Below are 19,578 nucleotides of genomic sequence, written 5' to 3'. Positions count from 1 at the left end.
AAATAGCTTTAGGGTACTAAAGTTTACGCCCTGTGGCTACAATATATACCTCACGAGAACGAGACCGCGAAGCGTCTGGTTTACGAACTTTCACTTTCGTAAACAGGGAGCGTATTTGCCCCAGGTATTCATCAAAGCCTTCTCCCTGAAACACTTTGACAATAAAACTTCCCCCGGGAGCCAGTACATCACGACACATATCAAGCGCTAACTCTACTAAATACATGGATCGAGGGATATCGACCGCGGGTGTACCGCTCATGTTTGGAGCCATGTCAGACATGACAACCTGGACTTTGTTTTCACCTACTCTATCAAGCAATGCCTTCAACACAAGTTCATCACGAAAATCGCCTTGAAGGAAATCGACTCCGACTATAGGATCCATAGGTAAAAGGTCACATGCGATGATTCGACCTTTACTTCCTAACTGCTGTACAACGTATTGAGACCACCCACCAGGGGCTGCTCCTAAATCGACAACGGTCATACCTGGTTTAAAGATATTGTCACTTTGCTGAATTTCTTCCAGTTTAAACCAAGCACGAGAGCGAAACCCTTTTTTCTGTGCTTGCTGAACATATTTATCACTAAAATGTTCTTGTAACCAGCGGCTAGAGCTTGCCGAACGTTTCTTATTGGCCATTGCGTTTTCCAACTATCATACACTTAGCTATCAAAATTTTTACTCTTTCACTCATTTAACCCCGTATTAACGACATTTTATGGTGATAAGTGAGAGATGGCGTTAGAATAGATCGTTTTCAATCCCAACAAAGCAAAAATTAATGATGACTCTTAACAAAAAACAAATTCAACACCTGAAAGGGCTCGCTCATCACCTGAATCCAGTCGTTATGATTGGTAACAACGGGTTGACTGAAGGCGTTCTTGCAGAAATTGAACTCGCTCTGGCGCACCATGAGCTTATCAAAGTCAAAATCGCAGGCGAAGATCGAGATGTTAAAAACTTGATCGTGGCAGCGATTGTACGCGAAAGCGGTGCACAGAATGTACAAGTTATCGGAAAAATTCTTGTTCTTTATCGTCCTTCAGAAGCACGTAAGATTATTTTACCGAAATAAAACTTGTATCTTTATATAAAAATGCCATAACTAACTCTATGGCAAAAAAGGCCTTTTAAGGCCTTTTTTATATTACCACAGGATAGCAGTCTAGTTTTCTATAGAAACGTAAAATTATAAATTAAATATATTCTACGTTTAAAACTTCGTACTCGACTTGTCCGCCCGGTGTTGTGATAACAACGACATCATCTAACTCTTTACCAATCAATCCACGCGCAATCGGTGAGTTAACCGAAATTAAGTTTTCTTTAATGTTCGCTTCATCATCACCAACAATGCGGTAAGTTTGCTCTTCTTCAGTTTCAACATTTAACAATGTCACTGTTGAACCAAAAATAATACGGCCATTGTTATTCATCTTTGTAATATCAATGACTTGAGCATTTGATAACTTTGCTTCAATTTCTTGTATACGACCTTCACAGAAACCTTGTTGCTCTCTTGCAGCATGATATTCCGCGTTTTCTTTTAAGTCTCCGTGTTCACGAGCTTCAGCGATAGCGGCAATAATCTCGGGACGACGAACACCTTTTAAATATTCCAGCTCTTCGCGTAATTTTTCTGCACCTAGAACTGTCATAGGGATCTGATTCATGTGTTAATACCTCAATACTATTCCTAATAAAAAATAGGTATCATCCTGATTTTTTATACTAACAACACAGAGAAAAGGATCTATTTACTCTTCTCAAGACAAAAAAAGACACAGGCAGCCTTAAATTGGGCCTGTCTCTACGGATATTCGGTGAATGAGGGGACACTATTATATTCCCAACTCATGCTGTTGGGACGAAAACTAACCCTTCCAGACTTAAAACTAAATCTAACACAACAGACGCATTGCTTCACGCCTTATCTCTCTTTATAAAGAGATAAACAGACTTTTTCCGATAATAAGCTAATCCTGCTTGTTACCGTTTACTTTTGCCCTCATTGCCCTTTAGTATTAGCCTCTGGCAATCAATACTGTAACGTTACACGCTATAGTCACGGATAGAGAAATTATGCGCTTACTATCAACATTTCGACGGATACTCTACACATTAAGTATCATCAGTTTTTCAACTCAAGCGATACCTGTTGAAAACTACACATCCCTTCTTCCCGAAGGAACTCAAGTAGGTTTAATAACTCAACCCGTTGGCGCTGCTTCTCCTAATCTTAATTATCATGCCGATCAATTAGCACTTCCAGCAAGTACTCAAAAAGTGGTGACTGCACTCGCGGCATTACTTCAATTAGGTGGAAACTATCAATTCACCACAACAATGGAAACAGAAGGTAAGATAAAAGACAATCAGCTTATGGGTGATTTGATCTTTCGTTTTACAGGCGATCCTACATTAACCCGCCAACAATTAAGAGCAATGGTTGCCGTATTAAAACAATCAGGTGTTACAAAAGTGCACGGCGATTTGCTTATTGATACTTCGGCTTTTTCAAGCCATGACAAAGCACCCGGTTGGGTTTGGAATGATCTAACTCAATGCTTTAGCGCCCCTCCTAGTGCCGCAATTGTTGATAAGAACTGTTTTTCTGTTTTACTGCAAAGTGGCAACAAAGAAGGTGATATTGCCACAATACGTAAAGCTTCTTTCTATCCTGTAACCGTTTTAAGTGAAGTTGAAACTTATGAAAAAGGATCAACTCGTACCCGTTTTTGTGAATTAGATGTCACTGTTCGTGACTTAAATACCTACGTAATAACAGGTTGTATTCCTAAACGTGACGATGCAGTCCCTTTAATGTTCTCTATTCAAGATGGTGCTCATTGGGCGGGTACCATTTTAAAAGAAGAGTTACAACGCGCGAATATTGAGCTTGATGGATATATCAAACGCCGCTCTCAACTAAAAACGCCAGTGACTGTACTGGCACAGACACAATCAAAACCGTTGCATAACTTACTGACTACCATGCTAAAAGAGTCAGACAATATGATTGCAGACACCGTATTTAGAACTATTGGTCGTGAGTATTATGGTGTTGCAGGGACTTGGCGCTCTGGCGCAGAAGCAACCCGTGCTATTTTAAAACAAAAAGCCGGCATTGATTTAGGAAATACCGTTATGGTTGATGGCTCAGGTCTTTCTCGTCATAACCTCATTTCACCTGCAACCATGATGCAAATCCTTCAATATATTGGACAACATGAAAGTGAATTAAACTTTATTACCATGCTTCCTCTTGCAGGACATGACGGTACATTGCAGTATCGAGGCGGTTTTCATGAAGCAGGTGTTGATGGCAAAGTTTCTGCCAAAACCGGTTCATTAAAAGGGGTTTATAATCTTGCGGGCTTTATGACTACGGCAAACGGACAAAAAGTGGCATTTGTACAGTACGTTTCCGCATATTCACCCCCTACACAGAATCGCAATGCTGGACGCGCTTATTTAGTGCGTTTTGAAACAAATCTGTATAAAGATATGTATAACAACCGCTAGATTTACACTAGATAATTACAAGTAATAGATATGAAAAACGCCTGATTAATCAGGCGTTTTTTATTTTTTTATGATAAGAATGATAATTAACGTTGGTAGATAAATTCTATCCCATCATCATCTTCTTCATCCCAATCATCATCGTCATCTTCTTCGAAATCAGGGTTTTCAAGCTGCTCTTTGTGGTAATCATCCCACATAAAGTCAACTTTTCCTGGCTCTGCTTTTGTTGCAACAATATCTTGCTCACGCGGAGTAACATTCAGGAATTCCATGATATTCCAACAAAGTTTTTTCACACCTTCTTGGTTGATGGCCGCTATCATGTAATAGTCTTCATCCCAACCCAGCGCTTCAACAATTGCTTTTGCCTTCTCTTTTGCTTCTTCAGCATCGAGAAGATCAACTTTATTGAACACTAACCAACGTGGTTTTTGTGCTAATTTTTCGCTGTATTTCTCTAGTTCAGAGATAATGATTTTTGCATTTTCCACTGGGTCCGATCCATCAATAGGATCAATATCGATCAAGTGTAATAACACACGGCAGCGTTCTAAGTGTTTTAAGAATTGGATCCCAAGACCTGCACCATCAGCAGCGCCTTCGATTAATCCGGGAATATCTGCAACCACAAAGCTTTGGTGATTATCCATACGCACCACGCCTAAGCTTGGTACTAACGTTGTAAATGGATAATCAGCAACTTTAGGTTTTGCTGCTGATACTGCACGAATAAATGTGGATTTACCCGCATTTGGCATACCAAGCATACCCACATCAGCTAATAACATTAGCTCTAATAGGACTTCGCGAGATTCACCCGGCGTTCCCATTGTACGTTGACGTGGAGCACGGTTAACCGATGATTTAAAGCGAGTATTACCTAAACCGTGGAAGCCACCTTTAGCAACCATTTGCTTTTGGCCGTGAGCAGTTAAGTCAGCAATGACTTCATTTGTTGCTAAATCACGGACACGTGTTCCGACAGGAACACTAATAGTAATATCTTGACCACGCTTGCCAGTACAGTCACGGCTGTGGCCATTTTCACCACGTTCTGCGCGATAAGATTTTGTAAAACGGTAATCAATTAAGGTGTTAAGGTTTTCGTCTGCAATCATGTAGACATCACCACCATCACCACCATCACCACCGTCTGGTCCCCCGTTAGGGATATATTTTTCGCGACGAAAGCTTACACAGCCGTTACCACCATCGCCCGCGACGATTAGGATCTTGGCCTCATCAACAAATTTCATGATTTTACTCCGTATAGTAGCCATTAACGTGCTGGATGGCCGAAATTACCCAGAGATGGCCTTTTTTAAATATAAAAAGCCCCGCAACATATTTGCAGGGCTTTTGACTCGGTGCTTAAAGGACCAGTAATTATTCAGCTTCGATGCTGATAAATTTACGGTTGTTTGGACCTTTAACTTCGAACTTAATTTTTCCGTCAGCTAATGCAAACAGGGTGTGGTCACGACCACAACCAACGTTAGTACCTGCATGGAACTTAGTACCACGTTGACGAACGATGATGCTACCTGCTAATACAGCTTCACCACCGAAACGTTTAACACCCAGACGTTTTGCTTCGGAATCACGACCGTTACGAGTCGAGCCGCCAGCCTTTTTATGTGCCATTGAACTACTCTCCTAAACCTTAAGCGATACCAGTGATTTTAACATCAGTAAACCACTGACGGTGGCCCTGTTGTTTACGGCTGTGTTTACGACGACGGAACTTAACAATCTTAACTTTATCGCCGCGACCGTGAGCAACCACTTCCGCTTTAACTTTAACGCCCGCAAGGATTGGAGCGCCAATTTGAATGTCATCGCCATTAGCGACCATCATTACAGTATCAAACTCGATTGTTTCGCCAGTAGCTACTTCCAGCTTCTCTAAACGAATAGTTTGACCTTCGCTGACTCGGTGTTGTTTACCACCACTTTGGAAAACCGCGTACATATAAACTCCGCTTTCCGCACACTCCCAATATGTATAATTTGAGTGCACAATTAAAATATTCACATAGGGCGCGAATTCTACGCAAATTTAGTGCCGATGACAAGTACAGATCGCAAACTAGCGTTAAAAAAAAGAGTTTTTTACACGATATTTATTTCAGCCATTTTTAAAGTACAATCTAAATTATAAGAGAGTAAAATCTATGGCATGATCATTTTTTATTAATAATAACGCGCTCATTGGCGAGCCAAAGTCGAAAAAACATGAATTTAGAATCTATTATAAAACTAACATCCGCTGATATGACTGCGGTAAATGAGGCAATCCTTTACCAGCTTAATTCAGATGTTTCTTTGATAAACCAACTTGGTTACTACATCATTAGTGGTGGTGGTAAAAGGATCCGACCAATGATCGCAGTGCTCACTGGACGAGCATTGGACTATCAAGGTGACAAACATATCTCGGTCGCAGCGCTTATCGAATTTATTCATACTGCAACGTTGTTACATGATGATGTTGTTGATGAATCTGATATGCGCAGAGGAAAACAAACGGCAAATGCTGTCTTTGGAAATGCTGCCAGTGTACTTGTTGGCGACTTTATTTATACACGATCCTTTCAGATGATGACGGATCTTGATTCGATGCGTGTATTAAAATTAATGTCTAGCGCCACCAATGTGATCGCTGAAGGTGAAGTTTTACAATTAATGAATTGTAACGATCCTGACATTTCTGAAGATGACTATATGCAAGTTATCTACAGCAAAACAGCTCGTCTGTTTGAAGCGGCTTCTCATGCGTCAGCCATTCTTTCTGGTGCGACGCCTGAGCAAGAAAAAGCATTCCAAGATTATGGTCGTTATCTTGGGACTGCTTTCCAGCTCATTGACGATTTGCTTGATTATGATGCAGATAACAACCAGTTGGGTAAAAACACTGGTGATGATCTTGATGAAGGTAAACCAACGTTGCCATTACTTCATGCTATGCATAATGGCAATGAAGAAGAATCCCAATTAATTCGCCAAGCCATTGAACAAGGTAATGGTCGCCATTTATTGGATACTGTTTTAAATACTATGAAACAGTGTGGCTCTTTGGAATATACCCGCCAAAAAGCAGAAGAAGAAGCAGACAAAGCGATTGAAGCTTTATCAATTATACCTGACTCACCGTATAAAGATGCGCTTATTGGGCTTGCTCACGTCGCTGTACAACGTCAATCATAACTTTGATGTATAAATCCTCTTAGTTATGTAAAGAAGCCCGCCAGAGCGACTACGTCGATTCTGGTGGGCTTTTTAATTTATTGAGCACTTCTTCGTTTTCTCGTTCAATAGCATCTTGATTATCCGCATCAATATAGCTAATGAGCTTTGCCAGCCCTTCGCGAAGCACGAATTTCACAATCTTTTCTCGTTCTGATTTGGTCAGTTGATAATAAGCTTCAACCCAAATTAAAAAGGCATCCTGACGTTTTGATAAATACTCAGCCGGAGGTTCATGTGCAGCGAGCACACCAATCACCTCATCAGGTAGACTTTTTATGGAATACTCGACAGCTTTTCCCTGCACGCCACGTTTACGACGGTTTTCCCATCCTTCACGACGCGCCATCAAGTTAACTCCCTGCGGTGAGTTAGGTAACCCCGCAAGCCCCACTAATTCTTTCGCTGTATACCATTCTTTTTTCATGATCTCATCTCACATTCAACTAAGAGGTTAGTCAGATAGATATCTGTTGCGGATAACGCAATAATAGATTCTTTAAAATCGCTTAATCATTGACGACTTTTTCTAAAAAACTTCTAATACCATCCCGCAATATCAGCTCTGTTAATGTTTTTTGTTCACCATCATTTAGTTGTTGGAATGCTTTCACCCAGATAACGAGTGGCTCCTCTTTTTTATTTAATTTGTAATGTGCTAATGGCTCATAAAGTTCTAGAGCAATTAAAGTTTTTTCTGGTAAACAAGAATAATGATATTCAACACCATTACCTTGCTTATTTTTTACATTCTGTTTTTGCCAAGACTCGCGTCTCGCTTTTGAATTTACACCTTGTGGTGATTTAGGTAATCCACCTATACCCGTCAATTCCTTTGCCGTATACCACTCTTTTTTCATTATGTTTCTCTAAAATTGTTATCAACTTCAAAAAAGAAATTATTAAGAAAAAAATCAGAAATCTTTTTAGAAAAATAATGTTATTTTATTTTCTAAATAATCAGTTTAAATGCTTTAGGACATTTCTAATAAACTGTTATTTATACCACTAACACAGCAATCAATTTTATAGAAAAAGGATTAAAAATGATTTCAAGGAAATCTGATTGGCATCCTGCCGATATTATTGCCGCACTTAGAAAACGAGGAACAACACTTGCTGCCATCTCTCGCCAAGCAGGGTTAAGCTCTTCAACACTCGCTAATGCGCTGTCTCGCCCTTGGCCTAAAGGAGAGAAAATCATTGCTGATTATCTTGGTGTAGCTCCTAGTGAAATTTGGCCTAGCCGTTATTTTCATCCTGAAACAGGAGAATTACTTGAACGAAAGATTCGTACCAAAACTAATAATTAACTAATAATTACAGACATTATAATTAATAAAAAAAACCGCTGATATAGTATCAGCGGTTTTTATTTAAATTTGCATTATTTTTATAGCAAAAAAAGTATTTCTTTATTTATTAATAAATTCTTCACCAAGAATTATATCTTTTTTCAATACATCTAACATGCCATTAAGAGATTGCTTTTCAAAATCACTTAATTTACCGATAGATAAATATTCCTCTACACCGTTTTTACCTAAAAGAATAGGTTGTGCAAAGAAACGGGCATATTCTCCGTCGCCTTCAGTATAAGTGCATTCAATAACATTTTTCTCGCCATTTAGAGCGCGAATTAATGAAAGACCAAAACGAGCGGCTGCTTGACCCATAGATAATGTCGCTGATCCACCACCTGCTTTTGCTTCAACAACCTCAGTACCTGCGTTTTGAATACGTTTAGTCAATGCTGCAACTTCGTCATCAGTAAATGAAACGCCATCAACTTGAGATAATAGAGGAAGAATAGTCACACCAGAATGTCCACCAATCACCGGAACATTGGTTTTTTGTGGATCTTTACCTTTTAGTTCTGCAACAAAGGTATTCGCGCGAATAATATCGAGAGTGGTGATACCGAAAAGACGTTTTTTATCGTAAACGCCTGCTTTCTTAAGCACTTCTGCTGCAATAGCAACAGTTGTATTCACTGGGTTAGTAATGATACCGATAAGTGCTTTCGGGCAATTTTGTGCAACCTTTTCAATTAAGTTACGCACGATACCTGCGTTAACATTGAAAAGATCTGAACGATCCATGCCTGGTTTACGAGCAACGCCCGCAGAAATCAGAACAACATCAGCGCCTTTTAGCGCAGGAGAAGGATCTTCACCCGCAAAACCTTTTACAGTAACTTGAGTCGGGATATGGCTTAAGTCAGCTGCGACACCCGGTGTGACGGGAGCGATATCATATAAAGAGAGTTCACTACCAGCTGGAAGCTGATTTTTAAGAAGAAGTGCCAGTGCCTGACCAATACCACCTGCTGCACCGAGAACTGCTACTTTCATTCTGATACTCCTTAGTTTACGAGATAGTGGAACGCCTTCGAGATACTCACTATTACGCAATTCACCTTTTAAAAAACAATTATTTAACAGCAATATTGCATAATAAGGCATTTTCAGTGAAAAATAATACTTTGGTTATTCTAAACAAATTGCTTATCTGTTAATGAGATAGTGGACACCCTTTTGATAAATAATTTCAATAAATATGGCAAAGTGTTAAGTACACCATCATCCTTATGATAATCATTTAAGCTTATCATTTATTTAACAAATATTTTACTTTCTTTAAATTATCACATTCGCACGCTGTAAATAAATTTTTTTTGCAGTACATTCTACTTTACAATTTTGAGGAGGCTATCACTCGCCTTTCTTCGTCTTATGTTGCATAAAAATTCACTTCTCTGCATAATACACGGGTTATTGATAACTCACTAAAGGTGAACTATGCGCGTTCCTTCTAAGCAAGAAGACTTGGTTAAAGCGTTTAAAGCCCTGCTGAAAGAAGAAAAATTCAGTTCACAAGGCGAGATTGTGACTGCATTACAAGAGGCTGGATTTGATAATATTAATCAGTCCAAAATCTCTCGTATGCTAACAAAATTTGGTGCGGTAAGAACCCGTAACGCCAAAATGGAAATGGTCTATTGCCTTCCTACTGAGCTTGGCGTACCAACAGCAAGCAGCCCATTAAAAAATCTGGTACTCGATATCGATCATAACCATTCTGTTGTGGTGATAAGAACAAGTCCGGGTGCGGCACAACTTATTGCACGTTTATTAGACTCATTAGGCAAAGCAGAAGGTATCCTTGGCAGTATTGCGGGTGATGACACTATTTTTTCAACACCGGCTCCGGGATTTTCTACAGAAGAATTACGAGACGCTATTCTGAATCTTTTTGATCAAGAATTATAATTAGCCTTTCTACAGCTTCAAAAAATAAGCCACTGAGTTTTCAGTGGCTTATTTATTTTTAATATTGGCTATCAGGATCTTTAGGTTGCGCTAATTTTGCGAGTAGTTTTTCATGAATACCACCAAAACCGCCATTACTCATAATCAAAATATGATCGCCCGCTTGAGCTTCTTTCGCAATCATATCGACTAATGTATCGAGATCTGTACTCCAACGAGCAGGTTGTACACAATGCTCTGCAATATCACTCACTAACCATTGAATATTAGGTGGCTGGAATAAAAAGACTTCATCAGCACGACCCAATGCAGGCGCGATATCATCCTTACTGATTCCCATTTTCATGGTATTTGAACGAGGCTCTAGCACAGCAATAATACGAGCCGTTCCACCGACTTTACTGCGTAACGCTTCAAGCGTTGCTAAAATCGCTGTGGGATGATGTGCAAAGTCATCATAAACACTGACTTGATTAACCTCACCACGTAACTCTAAGCGACGACGAGCATTAATAAACTTATCTAATGCTTCACAAGCATCCGCTGGTAAAACACCAACGTGGTGCGCTGCAACAATCGCCATTAGGCCATTTTGCATGTTGTGTTCACCAGAAAGTCCCCAACACACCTCTCCGACTCGCTCACCTTTGTGGAATACCTCAAAATGGCTACTGTCATTACTGAGTTTTTTGGCTTGCCAATCTCCAGTTTCACCTGTGAATTCTTGTTCACTCCAACATCCCATTCCAATGGTCTGTTTTAAATTCATATCGTTATCAGGCATGATGATTTTTCCGGTGCCTGGGACGATACGAACTAAATGATGGAATTGTTTTTGAATTGCCGCTAAATCATCAAAAATATCGGCATGATCGAATTCAAGGTTATTTAAAATCAGTGTGCGTGGAGAGTAATGAACAAATTTAGAGCGCTTATCAAAGAAAGCACTGTCATATTCATCTGCTTCAATCACAAAGAAAGGGCTTTCGCCTAACTGTGCGGATACTTGGAAGTTACCCGGTACACCGCCAATTAAAAATCCCGGTTTATAACCACAGTCTTCTAAAACCCAAGCCAGCATACCCGCTGTTGTTGTTTTACCATGAGTTCCAGCAACGGCTAACACCCAACGTTCAGGTAAAATATAATCATGTAGCCACTGAGGGCCTGAGGTATAAGGCAAACCTTTTTCAAGTACTGCTTCAACACAAGGATTTCCTCGTGTCATCGCATTACCAATAATCACCATGTCAGGGGCAGGTTCTAATTGTTTTGGGTCATATCCCTCAATCAGTTCAATTCCCTGATTTTCTAATAAAGTACTCATGGGTGGATAGACATTAGCGTCCGAGCCTGTGACTTTATGTCCCTTTGCTCTAGCGAGAATGGCAAGACTTCCCATAAAGGTGCCACAAATACCAAGAATATGAATGTGCATGAATTTCTGTCCAATAGCATGAAGTTGGTCACTATTCTAACGATCAAAAAGCAGATAAGGAACGGATTAACCTTTGAATCATTCGATTCTTTGGCTAAACTTGCCACCACCAAGGAGATTTTCCTCCTTTTTTACTTTACCCACTCACATTCAGGACCTGCGTCATGAAAACATTAGGCGAATTTATCGTCGAGAAACAACAAGATTTTCCCCATGCAACTGGTGAACTTACTGCATTACTTTCAGCAATTAAGCTTGGGGCTAAAATTATCCACCGTGATATTAATAAAGCAGGGTTAGTCGATATTCTGGGTACTAACGGTGTTTCTAATGTTCAAGGTGAAGCCCAGATGAAACTGGATCTTTACGCGAATGAGAAACTAAAAGCTGCATTAAAAGCGCGTGGTGAAGTTGCGGGTATCGGATCAGAAGAAGAAGATGATATTGTTATCTTTGAAGGTGATCGTGCTGAAAATGCTAAGTATGTTGTACTAATGGACCCTTTAGACGGTTCGTCGAATATTGATGTAAACGTTTCCGTCGGGACAATTTTCTCTATTTACCACCGTATTACGCCAATTGGTCAATCTGTCACTTTAGATGACTTCTTACAACCAGGTCATCGTCAAGTCGCAGCAGGCTATGTCGTTTATGGTTCATCAACTATGTTAGTTTACACAACAGGTTGTGGTGTTCATGCCTTTACTTACGATCCATCTTTAGGCGTATTCTGTTTATCTCATGAAAGCGTACATTTCCCACCAACAGGAAATATGTACTCAATCAACGAAGGTAACTACATCAAATTCCCATTAGGTGTAAAAAAATACATTAAGTATTGCCAAGAACAAGACGCAGCAACAAATCGCCCTTATACCACACGTTATATTGGTTCTTTAGTTGCTGATTTCCACCGTAACTTACTGAAAGGTGGTATTTATATTTATCCAAGTACTGCAAGTCACCCTACTGGTAAATTACGTTTACTCTATGAATGCAATCCAATGGCGTTCTTAGCCGAACAAGCTGGCGGTAAAGCAAGTAACGGTAAAGAGCGTATTCTCGATATCGAACCAAAAGAACTTCACCAACGTATGCCTTTCTTCGTAGGGACTAAATCGATGGTTGAACAAGCTGAAAGCTTTATGGCGCAATATCCAGACGAAGAATAATCCATTCGTTTAGCACTAACATAGATAAACCGGACTTCTTATTCGTCCGGTTTTTTCATCTTTGAAAATAGTACTTTCTTTTATTTGCTGCTTATTTTTACGTCAGAACGCAACATGTTCGGCAAAAAACGGGTATTGTTAAAAACTTTTCGCTATACTACAGGCCACGTAAAATTAATTTTTTTATAGGAAATTTTTTATGAGCCTGAATCATGTTCCTGCTGGTAAAGAACTACCAGAAGATATCTATGTTGTTATTGAAATCCCAGCAAATGCTGATCCTATCAAATACGAAGTTGATAAAGAAAGTGGCGCACTGTTCGTTGACCGTTTTATGTCAACAGCAATGTTCTACCCATGCAACTACGGTTACATCAACAACACGTTATCTTTAGATGGTGACCCAGTAGACGTTCTGGTTCCAACTCCATACCCATTACAACCAGGTTCTGTTATTCGTTGCCGTCCTGTTGGCGTATTGAAAATGACCGACGAATCAGGTGAAGATGCGAAACTGGTTGCAGTTCCACACACTAAACTGAGCAAAGAATACGATCACATCAAAGATGTGAACGATCTACCAGAACTGTTAAAAGCACAGATCAAACATTTCTTTGAACACTACAAAGATTTAGAAGCTGGCAAATGGGTTAAAGTTGACGGTTGGGAAGGCGTAGAATCAGCTAAAGCTGAAATTCTGTCTTCTTTCGAACGCGCTAAAAAATAATTCTGACGCTCTCAGAATAGCTAGGTAAGTTATTATTTAATAATTTACTGATAAATAAGCTCTTCATTTTATTGAAGGGCTTTTTTTATGATGGTACGGCTCTTCTCCTCAAACACATGACAAGCAAGATGCCACTTATCAAGGTTATTCTAATAGCAATAAAAACGGCCCAATATTTCTATCGAGCCATTTTTATATAACATGGAGCAAAAGTAGGATGCTACTGATTACTCTTCTTCGTGACGTTTTAGCCAGTCACCGCATTTGATTTCACGTAAACCATCAACAGGCTTTTGATAAAGGTAGATCCAAGCACTGCCATAAGGCGTTGAAATCAGTTGGCGCTTGTAATCCTGATCGTTCTTTTTCAATTCATCAAGCTCTGTCAAGATAGAAGGCGTTATCCGATAGACTTCGCATTCTATTTCCCCTTCACCTTCAATAACCGCAGGATAAAACCCTAAATCATAGAGTTTATATCCCACTAATTTATGCTCACCTAAAAGTTGCGCATAGGTCATCCAGTGATGGTTACCTTGGTTTTGCCGTAAACTACCATAAACAATAATTCGCATATAATTTAAAACTCAAATTGATAAAGCAGATCTATTGCCTGATTCATACCAGACACTGCTTGTAAATACAACCTGGGCATCAAGCGATAACGTAAGGTTAACGTCGCTAGCGAATCAAATATACCCACTCCATACTTCACTTGTAGATCGTTTGTGATCTTACCACTGACCACAACTTGTGAGTTATCCCCCACACCCTGTGTATCAAGCGCTAAATCAGAAACACCAAAGGTTTCACCAATGCGCCCTACAAGCTGACCACTTTGACCAACGCCTAATCCTATCAGCATTGCCGTCATTTGTGATGAATCCGCATCACCACTTTTATCTAACCCTTCACCTCTTAGCAAGTAGGATAACGCTTCTTGCTGTGTAAAAGCGGGTTCAGAGAAAATTTCAACTTTCGGTTTATCTGCAAGCCCTGTCACCCTAACACCAGCAATCACATTATTTGCCGTATTCTCAGGATTACGAATAGCTTCAATATTTAAGTAAGGTTGATCAACTGGCCCTGAGAACAAGATTTGTCCCTTACGAACTTGCAGGTCTTGCCCATAAGCTTTGAATTCGCCTTTTGGAATATCTATCTGACCGTTTAAACCCAGTCCTTGTTTATTCTGATTGACTTTAAGCGCTCCCGTCAATCTAGCTTTAAGCCCAAATGCGTCCAGTGTCACATCATCGCCAATATTAATAGCTAAATTACTTTGAATTGGAATCGATGTCTCTTTTGGTGCAATTGGCTGTAAGTTTTTATCCAGCATCACTTCATCAGAAGAAGCGGATACCGCTGACTCTGGTAAGTCTTGAACAACGATGCGTGCCCAAGGAATATCAATGCGTCCATCTAGTTTCAGTAAATGAGGGCGAGCCTCAAACACTAAATCAGGATTAACATCAATACGTACCATCGGAGGCAATGCAACACGTAGCTTATTGCCATTTGCGGCTATTACTGCGTGCCATGCGTCTAATTTACGCCAATCAGCGTTACCAGTAAGATTTAAGTAACCTTCTGGGGTTTCGATTCGACCGCTTAAATCAGACGTCGCACCATTGAATTGAACATCAACATTCCCTTTCGTAATATCAAACGGGATCCAATGCCCAACCACTTTTAATTGATTAATACCAAATTGACCAAATAGCAGTGGCGATTGAGCATTTCCGCCTAAACGTAATTGCGCACCAACACGACCTTCAGCTATTTCACCTTTACCTAAGAATGGTTTGATTAAATCTAATGTCAGATTATCAATATCCACCGTACCTGATAGCTGGCGTTTCTTCTCAAGATCAGCAACATGCACATTACCTTTAATATCACCATTTCCTGCAATACTAATCAGCCATTGTAATGTCGCTTTGCCGTTGTTAACGCCCGCATTTAAGGTAATAGCATCAAAATCAATCGGTAAAATAGTGCCTTCAATATTCTGTTTTACTGCAACACCTTGCCCTTTTAGATTTACCGATGCTTTAGGTAATCCACCTTTTGAGTTCCATGTTGCGGTGGCATCGCCAGTAAATACACCTTGAACGGAAGTCTCTGGCGGTAAGAAAGGTTTGATCATAGCGAGATCAAAACGCGTCAATGTAATTGCCGCAGATCCGCTTTCACCCACAGTTATCGCTTTAGGAACACAAACTTGTGCATTTGGGTTTACCCAACAATGAGAGCCAATGGTGACTTCTTGTTTCTCTGCCAACAAATTCAACGCCATGGCTTTATTTAAACGCCATTCGCCCACAGGGGTATCAAATGCCGTATTATTTAGCGTTCCTTTCCATTGCTGTTTCTCTTTATCGAATGAACCAGCTAATGTCAGTCCACCAGAAACAGGTTCACCATCCATTTTTAGCGTCAGTTTATGCTGTTTTTCTGTACCAGCAGCATCCAACGTTAAATTGCGAATAACTAAATCGGCTTGTTTTAACTGACGAGCAGTAATCGCAAGTTTGCCACCAATTTCTTTATCCGCTTGAACATCACCTTTAATAGTGATGGATTCAACACTGACTTGATCTTGCCATTTAATACCATGAGCGTTGATATCAGCAATAATCTTAGGTGTATTAATATCGCCACGAATATTAACTTTGCCTTTAATAACACCCGCTAATCCAGGTACTAAACCATTTAATCCCGGAGCATTAATATTGGCATCTAATGCCCATTTATCACCTAAATGCCCTTCAATATCGAGGTTATTTTTACCTAGGATCAGTTTTAACTGAGGAATATTCCATTGCCCTGAATCATTACCGTAAGCATTACCTCTCGCCTTGATAAGATTATTTTTGATATTGCCATCTAAGGTGATTTCAGGCACACGTAATTGCCAACTTCCGCCATATAGACTACCTGTTGTTGCAATGCGCCCATCTAATTTTGCTGGCATATCAGGGTACTGTTTTGCCGTATTAATTCCTGAAATCGTGAGCAATGCATTCCAGCTAATTGCTTTACTCCAATCAGCGACACCTGTGATATCAGCATGACCCTGCAAAGCGGCTAAACGTAAACGCGTCAGCTCTATTTTCTCTTCATTCCCTTTTGCATCCAGCATTAATTTGGCTGGAGGGATCTCTTGACCTTCAATATCAGAGCGTAATGAGAGATCATAGTTATCTGTCTGACCATTTAAGCGTAATCGAGTACCGTTAAGTTGATACTGCACATCGCCCGTTAATGGCCAGCGAACTTTCTGGCTTTCAAGCGTCAGTTTTAATGGAAGGTGTGGTTTTGCCAGCTCAGCTTGAGCATCTAAAGTTGCTGTCACTGCTCCTGTTAAAGAGAGTCCTAATTTAAGCTCTTCAAGTAATGCGCCTTGTAAAGAAAGTGTCGCTTTTTGATCTTTAAAATCTTCAAGCCCAGCAATATCACGAATAGTCGCATTCACATCTAAATTAACAGGCCACTGTTTATCTAGGGTAATTCCCCCATTTAAACTTACTTCACCTTCTGGGGCATCAATATTTAATTTAGTGAGATTAACCTGCTTACCTTGCGTCTTGGCTTCAAACGATAATTGATTAATCGTAATAGGCGCATCACCACTAATCTGTAATTGCTTACCTTCAATTCCTTCGATATTGATATCAACAGGAATAATAATTTCAGGTAATTCGGCTAATAATGGCTTCGCAAAAATCGCTTTAATTGTCTCCGCTAAAGCCTGCTCTTTTTCTTCTTGTGTTGTAGGCTCAGTTTGAGGTTTTGCAGTTGCGATTTCTTTTACATCTTGAGCTGTTGCTTCAACACTCCCTTCTTCCGGTGTCTTTGGTAATGCCACCAGCAAATCATTAATGAGTGTTGGATTTAATGTAACTTGACGGCCTTCCCACTGCGCACCCGTTTTAAATTCGCCTAGCGAGATTGCCATATCGTCAATCTTCACATGCGTATTTTCTAATGAGAGTGAATTTAAATAGATAGGTAATGGCGCATTAAGCTCTGTTAGAGGCTCTGATGGAGGTGTTTCTTCGGAAGGAGGGAAAGCGCTAGTATCAACATTTACAACAACATCTCGTGTGCCTAATGTATCGACACAAACTTGTTTATCCATCAGGCACGCTAAACGTAATCCTAGAGATAACTCCCCCATGTTCACATCAACCCCAGGCATTTGATATTCAACACCTGTTAAACGCAGATCTTGCCAACCACCATTAACATCTTTGATAACTAAGCCAGGAACCCAACGAGCTGCGCTATTAATAGCGAAATGCAAACCCGATTGCGTTCCCAAAATCCAAGCAACAGCACCGAATGTAAGCAAAATAATGATAAGGAGTGTTAGTGCAATCCATTTCAACCACTTTTTCATCATAACTCTGCCCCTAACCCGATGTAGAACTGGAGTCTACGTTTATCAACGTCACTCACAGGTAAAGCTAAATCAAATTTAATTGGACCAACTGGTGATGCCCAACGAACGCCTGCACCCGCACCTGTTTTAAAATCACTACGAGTAAAATCATTAACCGCTTCACCGCTATCAATAAAGACAGCACTCCACCAGTTACCCGTAATGTTATATTGATATTCTAACGATCCCACGAGCATTCTTGATGCCCCCGTTAAATTACCTTTTCCATCTTCAGGTGAGATACTTTGATATTTAAAACCACGAACACTTCTATCACCACCAGCAAAGAAACGTAATTCAGGCGGTACTTGCTCAAACGCGTTGGTTTCAATCCAACCAAAGTTGCCTCTTACCACAAAGCGATGTCCATCCCATGGAGTACGTATCCAAACGTGTTGCGCTTGGAATGCAGCAAATTCGACATCAGAGCCCCATATTTTATTGGAGTAGTCTAATGTATAACGTTGGCTATCCCCCCAAGAAGGCATCATACCGCCCCGTTGACGTACACGACTTGCGGTAACGCCCGGATAAAGCAGCATAGTGGTATTTGTAACTTCACCTTGGGTAAAGTGGCTGAGGCTCCAACGTGTATTCACACTGTATTGCCAGCCTGTCGACATATCCCAGTTACGAGACACGTTTAGCGTTGTAGTATCAGAGCGGGTGTCATTTAAATCGGTACGTTTAAAACCACCCTGAACACCATAGTATTGTTCTAATGGATTGACCTTAAGTGGAATTTTATAATTGGCACCAATAGACTGTTCAGGCTGAGAAACACTGATATTAGAGGTTAAACTATGACCTCGTGAGTTCATCCAAGGCTTATCCCACTGCATATTAAGGCGAGGACCTACATCGGTAGCATAACCACCACCAAGCTCAACATAGTTACGAGAGCGAGGTGTTACAACTGCACTCATCGGTAACAGGTGAGAGTTATCAGCGCGTGCTTTAGCAATATCAGGCGTCACAACCGCAGAGTTAAACCAGCCTGTTGCCGCTAAACGGCGATTAAATTCAGCCAGATCTTCTGAGGCGTAATATTCTCCCTCTTTAAAAGGGACAATATTTTGTAGATAGTCTTCACGGATTTGGGAGCCCGTATAATTCACTTTTCCAAAACGATAGCGTTCTCCACTATCGAAAACAAAATCCCAATATGAGGCATGATTATCTAAAGAGACGCCTAACTGGCTTTTTTGCATTTCCGCATCAAAATAGCCACGGCGAATGGCAAGCCCAGTTAACGAACCTTTGAGTTTCTCATAATCTGCATGGTTTAAAACACTATCAAGAGGAGGTGTATTTTCTTTAATGACTTTTGCATATTGGCTATCTGTTTTAGCGCCACCTTCAAGAACCACATCAACGCCTTTCAGTAAAATCGGAATACCCGGTTCAACTTTAGCGGTTAATACGGATCGCGCAGGTGGTGTATTTTCTTCATAAGAAAATGTCACTTTGGGCTGATAGTAACCTAAAGGGCGAAGTCCTTCTTGAATTGCCTTTTCAACACGCGCACGAAAACGCCCGTCAGGTGCAACTTCTTCTGTTGTAATGTTTGATAGCTGGACTCGCGCATTTTTTTCGAGCTGCCCTTCTAAACCTTCTACTTTTAAACGCAAATTTGCCCCATAGGCAACAGGCGCGATAAAAGACAGACAGAGAACGTAGATAACGGAGTATCTCGGCACGTTTTCTCCTCAATATTATTTAATCCATGTGATGAATT

The 19,578-nt window shown here is 40.3% G+C and carries 19 protein-coding genes; 7 read left to right on the top strand and 12 right to left on the bottom strand.

The window, feature by feature from the left end:
* Positions 1-16: 16 nt before the first annotated feature.
* The gene (gene rlmE / locus ABN236_RS16195) at positions 17-646 is read right to left on the bottom strand and encodes a 23S rRNA (uridine(2552)-2'-O)-methyltransferase RlmE (RefSeq protein WP_023583577.1); all 630 of its coding nucleotides are present in this window, start codon (positions 644-646) and stop codon (positions 17-19) included.
* A gap of 145 nt (positions 647-791) precedes the next feature.
* Here rlmE and yhbY point away from each other — a divergent pair, with 145 nt between their 5' ends.
* Positions 792-1,085, top strand: a complete 294-nt coding sequence (gene yhbY, locus ABN236_RS16190) for a ribosome assembly RNA-binding protein YhbY (RefSeq protein WP_036914752.1) — start codon at positions 792-794, stop codon at positions 1,083-1,085.
* Positions 1,086-1,206: 121 nt separating this feature from the next.
* Here yhbY and greA read toward each other — a convergent pair whose 3' ends face one another.
* Positions 1,207-1,683 carry a transcription elongation factor GreA gene (gene greA / locus ABN236_RS16185; RefSeq protein WP_088493984.1) on the bottom strand — a complete coding sequence of 159 codons (477 nt, stop codon included), beginning with the start codon at positions 1,681-1,683 and terminating at the stop codon, positions 1,207-1,209.
* A gap of 409 nt (positions 1,684-2,092) precedes the next feature.
* Between greA and dacB the strand changes: the two genes are divergently transcribed.
* Entirely contained in the window at positions 2,093-3,535 is a 1,443-nt protein-coding gene (gene dacB, locus ABN236_RS16180; protein WP_349474407.1) for a serine-type D-Ala-D-Ala carboxypeptidase, read from the top strand.
* Positions 3,536-3,621: 86 nt separating this feature from the next.
* On the opposite strand, the gene cgtA is transcribed toward dacB, so the two are convergent.
* The 3 genes from cgtA to rplU form a co-directional block, all read right to left on the bottom strand.
* Positions 3,622-4,794, bottom strand: coding sequence for an Obg family GTPase CgtA (cgtA, locus tag ABN236_RS16175; protein ID WP_270756158.1), 1,173 nt, complete (start codon positions 4,792-4,794; stop codon positions 3,622-3,624).
* A 130-nt stretch (positions 4,795-4,924) separates the two neighbouring features.
* Complete coding sequence (gene rpmA, locus ABN236_RS16170; protein ID WP_006535706.1) at positions 4,925-5,182, bottom strand: 50S ribosomal protein L27; 258 nt, start codon at positions 5,180-5,182, stop codon at positions 4,925-4,927.
* A 19-nt stretch (positions 5,183-5,201) separates the two neighbouring features.
* Complete coding sequence (rplU, locus tag ABN236_RS16165) at positions 5,202-5,510, bottom strand: 50S ribosomal protein L21 (RefSeq protein ID WP_006535707.1); 309 nt, start codon at positions 5,508-5,510, stop codon at positions 5,202-5,204.
* Positions 5,511-5,773: 263 nt separating this feature from the next.
* On the opposite strand from rplU, the gene ispB reads away from it, so the two are divergent.
* Positions 5,774-6,745 (top strand): octaprenyl diphosphate synthase, encoded by a 972-nt coding sequence (gene ispB / locus ABN236_RS16160; RefSeq protein ID WP_088493986.1) that lies wholly within the window; start codon positions 5,774-5,776, stop codon positions 6,743-6,745.
* 49 nt (positions 6,746-6,794) lie between these two features.
* Here ispB and ABN236_RS16155 read toward each other — a convergent pair whose 3' ends face one another.
* Entirely contained in the window at positions 6,795-7,211 is a 417-nt protein-coding gene (locus ABN236_RS16155; RefSeq protein ID WP_088493987.1) for a DNA-binding protein, read from the bottom strand.
* Between the two features lie 82 nt (positions 7,212-7,293).
* The gene (locus ABN236_RS16150; RefSeq protein ID WP_075672812.1) at positions 7,294-7,644 is read right to left on the bottom strand and encodes a DNA-binding protein; all 351 of its coding nucleotides are present in this window, start codon (positions 7,642-7,644) and stop codon (positions 7,294-7,296) included.
* Positions 7,645-7,830: 186 nt separating this feature from the next.
* Here ABN236_RS16150 and ABN236_RS16145 point away from each other — a divergent pair, with 186 nt between their 5' ends.
* Positions 7,831-8,097: a helix-turn-helix domain-containing protein gene (locus tag ABN236_RS16145; RefSeq protein ID WP_075672811.1), complete on the top strand. Its 267-nt coding sequence runs from the start codon at positions 7,831-7,833 to the stop codon at positions 8,095-8,097.
* Between the two features lie 102 nt (positions 8,098-8,199).
* On the opposite strand, the gene mdh is transcribed toward ABN236_RS16145, so the two are convergent.
* Positions 8,200-9,138, bottom strand: coding sequence for a malate dehydrogenase (gene mdh / locus ABN236_RS16140; protein WP_088493988.1), 939 nt, complete (start codon positions 9,136-9,138; stop codon positions 8,200-8,202).
* Between the two features lie 447 nt (positions 9,139-9,585).
* On the opposite strand from mdh, the gene argR reads away from it, so the two are divergent.
* Complete coding sequence (gene argR / locus ABN236_RS16135; protein WP_006535714.1) at positions 9,586-10,056, top strand: transcriptional regulator ArgR; 471 nt, start codon at positions 9,586-9,588, stop codon at positions 10,054-10,056.
* A 58-nt stretch (positions 10,057-10,114) separates the two neighbouring features.
* Here argR and mpl read toward each other — a convergent pair whose 3' ends face one another.
* The gene (gene mpl, locus ABN236_RS16130) at positions 10,115-11,494 is read right to left on the bottom strand and encodes a UDP-N-acetylmuramate:L-alanyl-gamma-D-glutamyl-meso-diaminopimelate ligase (protein ID WP_088493989.1); all 1,380 of its coding nucleotides are present in this window, start codon (positions 11,492-11,494) and stop codon (positions 10,115-10,117) included.
* A gap of 164 nt (positions 11,495-11,658) precedes the next feature.
* Here mpl and fbp point away from each other — a divergent pair, with 164 nt between their 5' ends.
* Together fbp and ppa are read left to right on the top strand one after the other, a co-directional pair.
* Positions 11,659-12,666, top strand: coding sequence for a class 1 fructose-bisphosphatase (fbp, locus tag ABN236_RS16125; RefSeq protein ID WP_023583589.1), 1,008 nt, complete (start codon positions 11,659-11,661; stop codon positions 12,664-12,666).
* 199 nt (positions 12,667-12,865) lie between these two features.
* Positions 12,866-13,393 (top strand): inorganic diphosphatase, encoded by a 528-nt coding sequence (gene ppa / locus ABN236_RS16120; RefSeq protein WP_088493990.1) that lies wholly within the window; start codon positions 12,866-12,868, stop codon positions 13,391-13,393.
* A 227-nt stretch (positions 13,394-13,620) separates the two neighbouring features.
* Here the strand turns inward: ppa and ABN236_RS16115 are convergent, their stop codons facing one another.
* From ABN236_RS16115 to tamA, 3 genes are read right to left on the bottom strand one after another with little or no spacing between them, the layout of a single operon-like run.
* Complete coding sequence (locus ABN236_RS16115; RefSeq protein WP_023583593.1) at positions 13,621-13,968, bottom strand: gamma-glutamylcyclotransferase family protein; 348 nt, start codon at positions 13,966-13,968, stop codon at positions 13,621-13,623.
* Positions 13,969-13,973: 5 nt separating this feature from the next.
* Positions 13,974-17,798, bottom strand: coding sequence for an autotransporter assembly complex protein TamB (gene tamB / locus ABN236_RS16110; protein ID WP_349474445.1), 3,825 nt, complete (start codon positions 17,796-17,798; stop codon positions 13,974-13,976).
* Complete coding sequence (tamA, locus tag ABN236_RS16105) at positions 17,798-19,540, bottom strand: autotransporter assembly complex protein TamA (RefSeq protein ID WP_318620716.1); 1,743 nt, start codon at positions 19,538-19,540, stop codon at positions 17,798-17,800. Before tamA ends, tamB begins: the two co-directional genes overlap by 1 nt.
* Between the last annotated feature and the right edge of the window lie 38 nt (positions 19,541-19,578).

It is taken from the genome of Proteus sp. fly-1013, from assembly GCF_040140245.1.
Classification (GTDB): Bacteria; Pseudomonadota; Gammaproteobacteria; order Enterobacterales; family Enterobacteriaceae; genus Proteus; species Proteus mirabilis_B.
The sequence above is the reverse complement of the archived record's forward strand: the minus strand, read 5'-3'. Positions and strand labels throughout refer to the sequence as shown.

Coding starts and splice junctions, on each gene's coding strand:
- rlmE (WP_023583577.1), bottom strand. CDS start 646: ATGGCCAATAAGAAACGTTCGGCAAGCTCTAGCCGCTGGTTACAAGAA.
- yhbY (WP_036914752.1), top strand. CDS start 792: ATGACTCTTAACAAAAAACAAATTCAACACCTGAAAGGGCTCGCTCAT.
- greA (WP_088493984.1), bottom strand. CDS start 1,683: ATGAATCAGATCCCTATGACAGTTCTAGGTGCAGAAAAATTACGCGAA.
- dacB (WP_349474407.1), top strand. CDS start 2,093: ATGCGCTTACTATCAACATTTCGACGGATACTCTACACATTAAGTATC.
- cgtA (WP_270756158.1), bottom strand. CDS start 4,794: ATGAAATTTGTTGATGAGGCCAAGATCCTAATCGTCGCGGGCGATGGT.
- rpmA (WP_006535706.1), bottom strand. CDS start 5,182: ATGGCACATAAAAAGGCTGGCGGCTCGACTCGTAACGGTCGTGATTCC.
- rplU (WP_006535707.1), bottom strand. CDS start 5,510: ATGTACGCGGTTTTCCAAAGTGGTGGTAAACAACACCGAGTCAGCGAA.
- ispB (WP_088493986.1), top strand. CDS start 5,774: ATGAATTTAGAATCTATTATAAAACTAACATCCGCTGATATGACTGCG.
- ABN236_RS16155 (WP_088493987.1), bottom strand. CDS start 7,211: ATGAAAAAAGAATGGTATACAGCGAAAGAATTAGTGGGGCTTGCGGGG.
- ABN236_RS16150 (WP_075672812.1), bottom strand. CDS start 7,644: ATGAAAAAAGAGTGGTATACGGCAAAGGAATTGACGGGTATAGGTGGA.
- ABN236_RS16145 (WP_075672811.1), top strand. CDS start 7,831: ATGATTTCAAGGAAATCTGATTGGCATCCTGCCGATATTATTGCCGCA.
- mdh (WP_088493988.1), bottom strand. CDS start 9,138: ATGAAAGTAGCAGTTCTCGGTGCAGCAGGTGGTATTGGTCAGGCACTG.
- argR (WP_006535714.1), top strand. CDS start 9,586: ATGCGCGTTCCTTCTAAGCAAGAAGACTTGGTTAAAGCGTTTAAAGCC.
- mpl (WP_088493989.1), bottom strand. CDS start 11,494: ATGCACATTCATATTCTTGGTATTTGTGGCACCTTTATGGGAAGTCTT.
- fbp (WP_023583589.1), top strand. CDS start 11,659: ATGAAAACATTAGGCGAATTTATCGTCGAGAAACAACAAGATTTTCCC.
- ppa (WP_088493990.1), top strand. CDS start 12,866: ATGAGCCTGAATCATGTTCCTGCTGGTAAAGAACTACCAGAAGATATC.
- ABN236_RS16115 (WP_023583593.1), bottom strand. CDS start 13,968: ATGCGAATTATTGTTTATGGTAGTTTACGGCAAAACCAAGGTAACCAT.
- tamB (WP_349474445.1), bottom strand. CDS start 17,798: ATGAAAAAGTGGTTGAAATGGATTGCACTAACACTCCTTATCATTATT.